The following is a 12,842-nucleotide window of genomic DNA, read 5'->3' as shown; positions in this document are numbered from 1 at the left end:
TGCGGATGGGGGGATTATATTTGAACGAGATGATTCGTGCGGATGCGGTCTATGCGGGATATAACGGCAGGGTCATTTTGGAGAATGTGTCATTCTCCGTGGGAGAGGGCGAGATCGTCGGGCTGATCGGTCCGAATGGTGCGGGCAAGAGCACGTTGCTCAAGACGCTGCGCGGGATTCTTCCGATGCTCTCGGGTTCTGCCGCTTTGATGGGGGGCGATATCAATACGCTCGACGCAAAGGAGTTTGCGCGCCGCGCAGCGTATCTTCAGCAGCGCGTGGAAATGACGTTCGATTATACGGCGCGCGATATTGTCCTCGCGGGGCGTTATCCCTATCTCTCATGGTGGAGTCAGGAAAAGGCGCATGATCTTGCGATTGCCGAGGCATGCATGGCATATACGGGCGTTTCAGAGCTCGCGGATAATCCGCTGCATGCGATGTCAGGAGGACAGCGTCAGCGCGTTCTGCTCGCAAAGGTGCTTGCGCAGCAGACGCCGGTACTTTTCCTCGATGAACCGGCGACAGGGCTGGACATCATCTATCAGGAGGAGATTTTTCGCTTCTGCCGCGAGCTCTCTGCGGCGGGCAAGACCGTGCTGCTCGTCGCACATGAACTGAGCCTTGCTGCGCGCTTTTGCTCACGCCTCCTGCTCATCGGACGCGGGACGCTCCTCGCCGACGGGGTACCAAAGGATGTGCTGACTGATGCGCTCCTGTCGCAGGCATACGGCGCTCCTGTGCGGGTCGTTGAGAATCCGCTGACACGTCATGCGGAGGTATATACGGAGCCTCCTCCGATCGGGGAGCGGGAGAAGCATCTCCTCAACGTAATTCTCGGCAGTGCTGATGAGCGGAGGGCGGCAGTATGAAGCGGAGATGCAGCACACAGCTTTTCATATGTGCGCTCGCGGGAGCGCTTGTCTTTGCTGTGATTTTATCCATGAGCTCGGGTCAATATGATATCCCGATGGAGACGGTCATTGCCTCCTTTGCGCATGCAGCAGACCTGCCAATCCTCCCGAATGTCGCTCCGACACCTGAGCAGGAGGCCGTGCTCTGGCACATCCGTCTCCCACGTACGCTCGTCGGAATGATGGTTGGAGCGGGGCTTGGTATTTCGGGAGCAGTTCTGCAGGGGATCTTCAGCAATCCGCTCGCCGACCCCGGCATCATCGGCGTATCGAGCGGTGCATCGGTCGGTGCTGTGCTTGCCATCGGGCTCGGCGTGACTGCCGCCAATGTGCTCTCGCTGCCGGCATTTGCCTTTGCGGGATCCATTTTAGCGGTGAGTCTCACCGTGTCGTTGTCAATGCGGCATGGCCGAATTCCCGTTATGACACTGCTGCTCTCGGGCGTCGTGGTGGGGATGTTTCTTGCGGCGTGCACTGCAGCAATCCTTACCATGATGAACGAGCAAAAGATGCAGCAGTATCTGTTCTGGACCATCGGCGGGCTGGATTATCGCCGTTGGGATCACGTCCTGCTCGGCATCGGGCCGATCGGGATCGGCGCGTCGGTGATGGTGCTCCTCGCACGGCATCTCAACCTGCTTGCATTCGGGGAGGTGGAGGCGCGTGCGGCGGGGATGCCTGTGACGGCGTTCCGCTTGCTTTTTCTCGTGCTTGCCTCGCTCACAACGGCAGCCGGGGTCTGCATCAGCGGGAATATCGGATTTGTCGGGCTGGTCGTGCCGCATATGATGCGCCTCATTGTCGGGCCTGATCATCGGCGCCTCCTTCCGGCGAGCCTTCTCGCGGGAGCGGTGTTCCTTGTACTCTGCGACTCTGTGGGGCGTATTCTGCTCCCGGGGATGGAGATTCGCGTCGGCATTATGACTGCGTTTATCGGGACGCCGTATTTCCTGTATCTTCTGCGCAGACATATGCAAATGGATGGATGATATGGAGGGCGATATGATCGAAAACTATGGAGAGTGCCGTGCATTCGGCCTTTCTCTCCTCCTGCACTTCCTGCTCTTTTTAATTGCAGCGGCATTGGGCCTCTTTTCTATCGCGGCGCCCACAGGGAACAAGGCGCCTATTGATGTCGTGCTCTATGATGCGGGCGGCGATACGGGCAGCGCGGGAGGAGATGCCGCCCCCGCTGCTGCTCCGGCGCCCGCCGTGGATGACATTGTCGTGCAGGATAAGACCGTACAGCCGCCGCAGGAGCAGGAACAGCAGACGCGGCCTATGCAGAATACGGCGGGCACGGCGAGCGCCGGAACAGCGCTCGGGACGCCCGGCGGGCAAGGCACTGCGGGGAGTGGTTCCGCATCTGCCGGAACGGGGAGCGGATCCGGTGCAGGAGCGAGCGGCGGGGATGGGGGCGCGGGGCTAGGCTCGGCATCCGCTCCGCCGAGAGAGCGCGTTGAGGCAAGCCTGCGCTCTGAGGCAAAGCCGGAATATCCCCAGGAACTGATTGACGACGATGTGGAAGGGACGGTCACGATCAAGATCCTCGTGGCAGCGGACGGCTCTGTGGAAGCGGTCAATGTCGAGTCCTCGTCGGGCTACCGTGCGATGGATCAGGCGGCGATTGCTGCAGGCTGGCGCTTCCAATTCAATCCGGGAGATAACGGGCGGAGAGGCGTTTGGACAAAGACCTTCCATTTTCAATTGAATTAATTTTTGATGTATGCTTTTCAAGAGAGGAGAATGATAATGACGATGAAGATGTGGAATAAGAAGTTCCTTGCGGCTGCTGTCGTGCTTTCTGCGATGACGGGACAGGTCTATGCGGCGGAGACCGCACATACGGGGACAGGTGATGACGAGACACTGCCGACATATTCTCTCGGCGAAGTCGTTGTGACGGCGACGCGTACACAGAAGAGGGATATCGATGTGCCGGCAGCGACGACGGTCATCACGGCCGAGGATATTAAGAAGAGCGGTGCGGCGAATGCATCAGATGCACTTGAGAAGGTGAATGGCTTTGTTTATAAATCCTTTGGCCCAAACGGCGCGGCGATGGGAGCAATGACGAACGAAGTCAATGTGCGCGGCCTAAAGGGCGGTGCACTCGTACTCATGAACGGCAATCCGATCGCATGGCGCGGCAAGTACAATCTCGATCAGATTCCGGCGAGCCAGATCGAGCGTATTGAGATCGTCAAGGGCGGCGGTTCTGTCCTTTACGGCAGCGAGGCAGTCGCCGGCGTCATCAATATCATTACGAAAAAGAAAAGCACGAATGAGGTGCATGCGGGCTTTGGCAACTATGGACAGCGCAGCTGCGGCGTAACGCTCGGCGACGATAAGTTCGGCTTCTACTACAACTATGATAAGTTCGGCCGCAGGGACAAGCTCACCTATACGGACTATGAACAGGCACGCCTCCATGCGCAGACGCGCACGGATATCTATGACATCGTCAAGCAGAATATGGGTGTCACATACCGTGTGAATCCGCGGCTGGATTTCCAGGTCGGCTACTATGAGACGGAGGGGAAATACAGCCGTACAGTCACTGCTGTGGACAATACGCATGGCCCGACGGCTGCGCAGCATATCCGTATCGGTGAACCGTACAACCGACGGAAGTACGAAACGAAGCAGTACATCACCCAGCTCAACTATCGGGACAGCAAATGGAAGGGAAGCCTGTTCTTTAATACGGGAACTTTGGAGTTTAAGGGGCCGAGCTATTTTAATTCCAGAACCGGGCTCAGAACACCGAACGGGCGGTACCACACACGTGAGAAGAATATGACCTACGGGATCGACATGCAGCGGACATGGCGAGTGAATCCGAAATCAACTGCCATTCTGGGAGTCGATCTTATGCATGAGAGATTTGCGGATATTCCCACGGATGCAAGTACGGATAATGCACGTTATTCGCGCAACAACTGGGGCGTATTCGGCCAGTGGGAGCAGCGGTTTGACGAACGCAACACCGGCATCTTCGGGCTGCGCGAGACATGGACGACAGGTGCTGCGCGCGGGCAGAACTATCATAACCTCAGTGCTTCGGCGCAGTGGCTGCACAAGCTCAACCGCGAGAACAGCGTTTATCTGAATGTCAGCCAATCCTTTGTCATGCCGACCTTTGCCCAGATGTATCCCAACAATGACCGCCAGATGGCAGCACCCGATCTGCGTCCGCAGAAGGGCGTCAACTATGAAATCGGGTGGAAGCAGAAACATAACGGACATTCGTGGAAGGCCGCGCTTTTCCATATGCGCGTCAAGGATAATATTACAGCACGGGTCAACCGCATCGGCGGGCGCGCCGAATATCAATATACGAATGAGGACTTCCGCAACATCGGACTGGAGCTCTCTAACGAGATCCAGGGCACGCACGGATTCTCTTACAACTGGGGGCTGACATGGCAGAACCCGCAGACGAAGAGCAGCAAGAAGATGCTCGGATGGGAGCGCACCTTCGGCAGGATCCAGCTCACGGGCGGCGTCACCTACAAAAAGGATAAGTGGACTTCATCGCTCTCGGCCTCCTATCTCGCCGACCGTGTGCAGTCGCCGTCCGATGCGCCGGCATATCGATCGAAGCCGTATCTCCTCACAACGTGGAATACGACCTATGCGCCGGATGAGAACAGCGAGCTCAGCCTCCGCATCGACAACGTGCTCAACCGCAATGACACCACGATGCACAGCGGATCGGAGTATTACGTTGCGCCGATCAACTATCTCCTGAGTTACAGCTACAGATTCTGATCGGGATATCCTTGCCCTTTCTTTACAAGACCTGGGAACGGTGTTAAAATAACACAGCATCATATAAAATTTTCATTTGTTGTAGAAATAGGGCAGAATGCTTGAATTAACAAATCTCTCCAATGCGGACTGCGACGTGGAGAAAGTTCTCGAAAACGATGCGGGGACCATTCCTGCCATCGTGCGGGAGCATGGGCTTGACGGCATTGAGTTCATGATTTGCGGCCCGTGGGACCGCGTCATGCATCCTCCGCAGTACATTAAGGGCGTGCATCTCCTGTTCTGGCCGTGCTGGCTGGATTTTTGGCGCGGCAAGCGCGCGGTTCTGCTTTCGGAATTCGGTAGCGAGGAAAATATTCGCGCATACTACGGCTCGCTGGATGTCGGCGACTGGGTGGAAGCATGGAAGCGAAATCTGCGGCAGGCAGCGCGCTGTCATCCGCATTATGTCGTATTCCATGTCGCACATAATCGTACTTCCGAGATGTATACGCGGGAATTTTCCGCCTCGGATGAAGACGTTATCCGAGCGACGGCCGAACTGGTGAATCAGATTACCTCTGAACTGCCGCAGGGGTGCAGGCTCCTGTTTGAAAATCTCTGGTGGCGCGGGCTGACCTTTCGTCAGCCTCACCTTGCCGCTATGCTTTTGGAGCAGGTCGATTATCCCGATACGGGCTTTATGCTCGACACCGGGCATCTGATGAATACAAATTTCGACCTCCGGAACGAGGCGGACGGTGCAGCATATGTGCAGAAAATCTACCGTGAACTCGGTGCATTGGGACAGTATATCTATGGCGTACATTTGCATCAGTCGATCTCCGGTTCCTATACGAGGGAGATGATGCGCCTGCATGTGGGTGAGCATCGTCCCCTGACGTGGGGAGAGGCGATGGACTATGTCATGCATGTGGACCTGCATCAACCCTTTCGGACGGATGCTGCGCTCCGTATTCTCGACGCGGTTCAGCCGGAGTATCTCGTCCACGAGTTCCAGCACCGATCGCGGGGCGATCTGGAAGATAAGCTGCGCGTACAGAGAGGAGCGTTGAATTTTTTATAGTTTTTGCATGGAGAAGCTGGATTGTCAGTATATTTGAACTTGACAAGACAATAAATTAGTATTATAGTCTGATTTGTCGAGTTTTAGAAAAACTGAATATTCATTGGATCAGGTGTCGAAAGACTTAATAGGGAATTCGGTAAACAAATCGTTAACAGGATGATTTTTATATGCCGGAGCGGTCCCGCCACTGTGACAGCGAGTAACCCTGCAGGGAAGATGTATATTTCCCTCACGCCACTGAGAGAAAATTTCTTGGGAAGGCGCAGGCGAGCGATGAACTGGAGCCAGGAGAACTGCCTGATTAACAATCACTGTTTTTACCTGCGCGCGACAGGGAAGGGATTCCTGATCTATGATGCTTTTATTTGCAATAGGATTTTACCCCTTCCTGCACAGCAGGAAGGGGTTTTTGTCTCTTTATTTTTACATAAATTGAGAAAATGCTTTTTATCTGACCGCTGAGATATTTCTCAGTAACGGATGATTAGGAACTGTCAAAAGCAGATGTTTTAGGAGGAGTTTAACATGAAGAAGAATCTTCGTATGGCAGTGACTGCCGCTCTCACACTGGGGGTTGTATCTCTGGGGGGAGTGCAGGCGTTTGCTGCAGATGAAGATCGTACCGCAGATGAGCATATGCTCGGCGAGACCGTCGTCACGGCGACGCGAACACCCAACAAGGAACTGAAGGCGAATGCCAATATCACGGTGATTACCGGAAAGGATATTGAGCGCCGTCACTATACCGATCTGACGCAGGCGCTGCGCGATGTGCCGGGCGTTACGGTCAACCAGTATGGACCGGCGGGTTATAATAACAGCAACAATATTTATATCAATGGGTCAAGCGATGTCGTTATTCTCGTGGACGGTGTCCGCCAGAACTATGCAGGCGGTTCGGGAGCGTCCCTTGCATCGGCGCTGAAAGATCTTAGCGGAGTCGACCGCATCGAGGTGCTGCACGGCTCGGCATCGACCCTCTACGGCTCGGATGCAAAGGGCGGCGTCATCAACATCATCACGAAGAAAGCGCAGAAGGTGAAGACGACACTCGGCGTCGGCTACGGCAGCTATGGACGTCAGCTGTACAGCATCGCTAATGAAGGCGCTGTGGCTGGATGGGATTGGCGTGTTAAGTATCAGAAGGACAAAAGCAGCGACTTCAAGGATGCGCATGGGAATAAGATCCCGTCTGAACTTGATGCGGACTCGGTCAATCTCCATCTCGGCAAGGCATTGAGCAAGGCGTCCTATCTTGCCCTTAACTTCCGTTCCTACAAGGATTCGGATCAGTATCAGGCTCGTCATGAGATGGCATATCCTGCGAATAAGGGGAACTATGATCACTTTGACGGGAGCTTGGTTTGGAATGTCCAGATTGACGATACGATGAAGAACCAGATGAGTGTTTCCCGCAGCAAATACGATTATGATTTGCTCACGTTTGGGGCATGGTCTCCCCCGACAGGTGATCCATATAATTTCAGCGTTTGGACATGGAGATTTAGTGACCAATTTGATAAGAAGCTTGGCGATCATCTTGTGACAGCAGGATTTGACTTTACGAAGGACAATACCGAAATTAAAGGAAGCGTTGATGATCGTACGATCATCAACCGTTCCTTCTACTTGCAGGATCAGTGGAGTATTCTTCCGACGCTGAAACTCACGGCAGGTATTCGTCATGACAGCAATTCTGCATTCGGGAGTCACAACAGCCCGAGTGTCAGCCTCGGTTATGACATTGATCCGATGACGCATGCCTACATGTCATATACCGGATATTTCATCACGCCGACACCATATCAGCTGTATGGAAAGAGCACATGGGGGAATCACGGCAATCCCAATCTTAAACCGGAGTCTGGCAATACGAAGGAGATCGGCATCGCACGTGATTTTGGCAGAGGCCTCAGCCTCACGGCAAGCTATTTCAAGCGCCACTCAAAGGATCGTATTGACTATGTTGCTGGTAAATATGTAAATGTTGATGATCAGGATGCACATGGCTGGTCACTCCAGCTTACGAAGCGCATTGATTCCCATGTACGGGCACGGGTTGGTTATACCAAGACCCATGTTGATGCTGTGGGAACAGGGACGAAGAACAATAACGGATATTTGCCGGAGGATCAGTGGAATATCGGTGTGGATTACCGCAACCGTGACTTCGATTCCTCACTCCTTGTACGCGGCATCATCGGACGCCCCGGACGTCCAACGACGGCTGCACAGGGACCCTTCTTCCCAACTGATAATTACTGGGTTGTCGATCTTGCGATGAACTATCAGATTGCTGACGCAACGAAGGTCTATCTCAAGGCAAACAATATATTCAACCAGTTCTATGCCGAGTACTCTAATGTAAATTATGGGGGAGCCGGACAGTGGTGGACGGCACCCGGCCGCAACTTCATGATCGGCATCGAGCAGAGCTTCTAAGCATATACCGTTTCTCTCCGGCAGCGTTCCTATACGGAGCGTCGCCGGGGGAATCTCATAACTTTATAGTGTAGGAAGCAGAACGCGGGGAATCCGGTGCGACGCCGGAGCTGTTCCGCAACTGTATGGGGAGCCCTGCCGCCGCAATTCTCTCACAAAGAGACGGCAGGGCGATGAACCGAGCCAGAGTGCCGCTTGCCTTCTTCATTATTGTATGTCACTTGCGCGATACAAGATGATGCACAGCAGACCGTCTGCGGAGCGATCTGAGATGCCGCTGCCGGACACATGGTCAGGTGTTTCTTTTGTGTCGCGTTTTTTATATGCGGAGGAGTGTGAGGCATGCCGGTATACGGGAAGCTGATTGGATTCTAGTACAGCTGCAGATAGGGCGATTGGCAGCGGGGAACATGGGCGGATGCAGTCGAGATGTGTTCCCGGCAGTTGATATATCAAAGGAGAGGAAACAAACATGAAGAAAACGGCGCGTATGCGCAGACTGGCATTTGGGATCACCGCCGCTCTGCTCGCCGGCTCATGGCAGGTACCGGTGTGGGCGGCGGATCAGAAGCCGATCAAGGAGGATATGACGCTGACCGAGGACACAACGGTCAAGGCAAATAAGACTACATTTACGGGAAATACCTCGGCAGGGGTTGGCGCTGTCTATGCGAATGGAGCTCTTGCGCTCGATATGGCAGGTCATGATCTCGGTCTTGATATACGCGATCTGAAGAGCTATGAGAACCGTGCGTCCGGTCTCCAGATTCGCAGCGGCTCGACGCTCACCATCGACAGCGATAAGAATAACCCGTCAGCGGGAAACCGTCTCATCACGATCAATGCAAAGGGCGGCTGGAATGATTCGCAGCAGAAGGGCGGTGCGGTGAGCGGCATCCGCTTTGACGAGTACGCGAAAAAACCGATGCGGGCCGACATCAATGCAGATGTGCGCATCAATGAGCTATGGGCAGGCCAGGAGGCGGCACGCGGGATCTGGGCACCGGGGAAGGTGACCCTGAACCTCAATGGGTCGCTTGCCATTCAACCGGGTGCCGTTTATCACAACTGGACGGAGAGAGGCTTAGGCAATCCAAAGGCGCCGAGTACCTATGGCATCCACGTCAGCGGAAAAGACAACACCATCAATATCCGAAATGTAGACATTGCAGATTCGAAAATTCAGCGCGGCATCCAGCTCGGTACGGAGTATGACAGTGCGTCGAACAGCGTCGTCCGCATCGGAGGCGGCACGCTCAAGGTGACGGACAACAAGGCCCGCGATCAGTGGCTGATGTGGCTGAATGGTGCAGGTAAAGTCTATTTTGGTGTCAATGATGCGGGAACGGATGCAGCTGCAGCAAAGACGGAGCTTGCAGGACCGATCCATGCCGGCAGGAACGGCGAGGTATACCTCGGCCTGAACGGCGCAGCCTCCAAGTGGACCGGCGGCACCGAGGGGGCATCAGAGGGCAGGACAACGCTCTATCTTAAGAACGGTGCGGTATGGGATACGATAAACGGCGGGCGCGGCACGCGGCTTGCCCGGCTATCGAGCACGGACGGCAGCGAGGGCCACATTTTTCAGAATGATACGGGCAAGCTGACAATTGATGACTATGCAGGCCGGCAGAAGATCTACTATCAGCATACGGGCGACGGCGCACAGATCTCAGACTATGCGGCGGGTGATACCCATATTGTGAAGGCAGCGGCAAACTCGATTGTCACGATGGTGACCGACCACACAGGCGTTGCAGAGACAGATGCGGATGCCGTGCACCGGACACTGAATGCACTCGCAGGAAAACTCTACTACGATGCGGCAAAGAGCGGAGAACAGAATCTCACGGGACGGGTAATGCTCGCTGAGGGGCTGACTGCCTCGTCGGCAGAACGCAAGGTCGAGGGCATGAACTTCTCTGCGGCGAGCGGACAGGGCAGCGCCTCCGGCACAGCTGCAGCCCCGCTTCCTGCGCTCCCAACCCCCTCGGTTCCGGGGACGTCGCCCGCCCAGCCGTCCGTACCTGATGCACCTGCTGTACTTGATACGACGCAGCAGATCGCAGAGGTCGGGTTTGACAGCATGGAGCTGAGCGAAAAGTGGAAGGCGCAGGGATACGGCGATGATGAGGGGCACTATACCTTCGACAAAGATGTCATCATCCGCACGAATGCCGGCGGCAGTGACATGATTCCTGCCCAGCGCTACTATGCCGGGGGCATTGTTGTGGACGAGGAGTCGTCCTCCGATACCAAGACGATCAATATGAACGGGCATAGACTGACGCTGAACAGTACGGCAGACTCTGCGCAGAGATATGCCGGCGGTATCGCAGTGGCTGCGGGTGCGCTTGAGATCCAGAATGCGGGCGGCCTTGATATCAATATCAGCGGTGCACAGCGGGCAGACAACGGTATCTATGCCATGGCGACCAGCAGGAAAGACGGACGCGTTGTCATCGGAAACGATGATGCGGCAGCGCATGCAGTCAAGATTCGCAACATGACGAGCGGTGAAAAAGGGGCAGCGATCCAGGCAAAGGGCAGCGGCTCCAGAAAAGCCCTTGTGGATATCAAGGGGCTTGTCGATGTCGAACAGGATCAGGACAACCTCCTTAAGGCATCATATGGCGGTGAGATCCGCCTCGGCGGCGGGCGTCTGTCTGCCGGAAAAGATGCGAGAGCTGCGGAAATCTCGAGCGGCGGCAAGGTATTCATCAATGTGAAGGGGGACAGCAGCGATCTGCAGACTGCCTCGACAGATCGCGATGTTAGAATTGACGGCAACGTGTCGGTTGAGCGGGCGGACAGTATATTTGCTGCGGCGCTTGTTACAGAGCGCTCTTATCTCAAGGGCAAGATCGGCGGAACAGGCAGCGCCAACCTTCTGCTCTCCCGCGGCGCACGCTGGGAGAATCAGTCTGTCGGTGCGGGTAATATCGCAAAGAGTCATCTGACGCATCTGAAGGCAGATGGCGGTGAGATCCATCAGAACGACACGGCGGATCTCTCGATTGACCGGTTCGAGGGCAAGGCGAAGCTGTTCTATACGCACGAAGGGGACGGCTCGGACGCTGCGCACTACAAGGCGGGCAATACACATATCAAGAGTGCGGCGGAGCATGCCGAGATGACCGTCGTCACGGATGCCGGACAGGTGAATACGGCAGATGCGTCAGCTGTGCATAAGACCCTGAACGCTCTTGCTGGAAAACTCTACTATGATGCGGCTGCGACCGAGCACAATCTCAAGGGGAAGGCAATGATCGCCGAGGGGCTGACCTCCTCATCGGCATCGAAGCAGCTCGCGGATATCACGTTCCAGGCGGATGGACAGGGCAGCGTCAAGGAGGATATCGGTGAGGGGCGCCAGCTCGTCGAGGGCGACTGGGACGGTTCCGCTCGCGAACAGAAGTACTGGGATACGAAAGGGATTCGCAGCGGCTCTGCCTATAACTTTACCGGTGACGCCGTATTTACGCCCGCACTCAGTGACAAACCGGTCAAGGCGCACAACGAATACAGCCGTTATGACTTTGGCGGCATCATGTGGGGAAAGGGCAAAAACGGCAGCATCAATATGAACGGCCATGCGCTGTCCATTCAGACGGGTGACGGCAACGTGCGCACACAGTCCGGCGAGCGCCGTGGAGACGAGTCGACGGGTATCCTCGTGAATGGCGGAACACTCGAGATGAAGTCGCTCGGCAAGACGGCGGTCCGTGCGCAGAACAACGGCATTCATCTGGTTGCCGATCGTGATAAGGGGGCTGCAAACCTCTATATCAAGAATACGGCAGACAACCCTGTGCAGATTACGTCTCAGGATAAGGGTATTTTCCTCGAGAGCTACAACAATGCTGCGCGTCTCACCATCGACGGTACCGTCGATATCAATGCGCCGCAGGGAGTGGTTGTCGATGCGGGGACGCTCACCATCGGCGGCGGAAAGATTACCTCGAAGGGCAATGCTGCGCTCTATGTCAACTCGCCCGGCACGGCAAAGATCAATGCAACAATGGACGGTGCAGGCAACATCGTTCCGATGGATGCAGCCCGTGACGTGCAGATCGATGGCGATGTGCAGGTCAAGGCGGGCTCTGCTGCTGCCTATATCGGACTGACGACGAAGAACTCTGTGCTCAAGGGACTCTTTACGACCGATATGTACACATGGCCAACCAACTACTGGGAGCTGGCAAAGGGCAATGGCTACCTTACCCTCCGCAACGGCGGCACATGGGAGCATGTGAAGTCCGGCACGGGCATGGACAAAAACGGCCAGGCAGAGCTGGGAGACAGCCGCGTCAGCCGCTTGAATGCCGATGGCGGTGTTATCCGGCAAAAGGATAAACGCAATATCATTATCGATGACTTCCGCGGCAATATGCGTCTCGTCTACGAGCATGTCAACGATGGCTCGCAGGCAGAGGACTACGGGAGCGATGCCGCGCGTAAAGATCCCAATAAGGTCTATGGAGACACGCACATCGGACGTGCCGCAAAGGACTCCTCCATCACCATGGTGACGGACAGCAACGGCGTGGCGCTCCATGATGAGGCAGCCGTGCGCAAGACGCTGAATGCGCTGGCGGGCAAACTCTACTATGACGGCTATGTCGGCGGGGAGCGGAATCTTT

The 12,842-nt window shown here is 55.5% G+C and carries 6 protein-coding genes, 1 pseudogene and 2 riboswitches; all 7 genes and pseudogenes read left to right on the top strand.

What is annotated here, in order from left to right; all coding sequences use genetic code 11:
* The first annotated feature begins 5 nt into the window (after positions 1-5).
* A complete protein-coding gene (locus HMPREF7545_RS09090) occupies positions 6-872 on the top strand; it encodes an ABC transporter ATP-binding protein (RefSeq protein ID WP_006695448.1) in 867 nt (288 codons plus the stop codon).
* Entirely contained in the window at positions 869-1,903 is a 1,035-nt protein-coding gene (locus tag HMPREF7545_RS09085; RefSeq protein ID WP_006695447.1) for a FecCD family ABC transporter permease, read from the top strand. The genes HMPREF7545_RS09090 and HMPREF7545_RS09085 overlap by 4 nt, the downstream gene beginning before the upstream one ends.
* A gap of 13 nt (positions 1,904-1,916) precedes the next feature.
* Positions 1,917-2,630, top strand: a complete 714-nt coding sequence (locus tag HMPREF7545_RS09080; protein ID WP_040571378.1) for an energy transducer TonB — start codon at positions 1,917-1,919, stop codon at positions 2,628-2,630.
* A 36-nt stretch (positions 2,631-2,666) separates the two neighbouring features.
* The gene (locus HMPREF7545_RS09075) at positions 2,667-4,688 is read left to right on the top strand and encodes a TonB-dependent receptor plug domain-containing protein (protein ID WP_155812224.1); all 2,022 of its coding nucleotides are present in this window, start codon (positions 2,667-2,669) and stop codon (positions 4,686-4,688) included.
* A gap of 97 nt (positions 4,689-4,785) precedes the next feature.
* Positions 4,786-5,754, top strand: a complete 969-nt coding sequence (locus HMPREF7545_RS09070) for a TIM barrel protein (protein ID WP_006695444.1) — start codon at positions 4,786-4,788, stop codon at positions 5,752-5,754.
* A 93-nt stretch (positions 5,755-5,847) separates the two neighbouring features.
* Positions 5,848-6,072, top strand: a riboswitch (cobalamin riboswitch).
* A gap of 210 nt (positions 6,073-6,282) precedes the next feature.
* Positions 6,283-8,199, top strand: coding sequence for a TonB-dependent receptor plug domain-containing protein (locus tag HMPREF7545_RS09065; protein ID WP_006695443.1), 1,917 nt, complete (start codon positions 6,283-6,285; stop codon positions 8,197-8,199).
* Between the two features lie 58 nt (positions 8,200-8,257).
* Positions 8,258-8,412, top strand: a riboswitch (cobalamin riboswitch).
* A 259-nt stretch (positions 8,413-8,671) separates the two neighbouring features.
* A pseudogene (locus tag HMPREF7545_RS09060) lies at positions 8,672-12,842 on the top strand (autotransporter outer membrane beta-barrel domain-containing protein); the annotation flags it as partial.

It is taken from the genome of Centipeda noxia ATCC 43541 (assembly GCF_000160555.1).
GTDB classification, from domain to species: Bacteria; Bacillota; Negativicutes; order Selenomonadales; family Selenomonadaceae; genus Centipeda; species Centipeda noxia.
The sequence above is the reverse complement of the archived record's forward strand: the minus strand, read 5'-3'. Positions and strand labels throughout refer to the sequence as shown.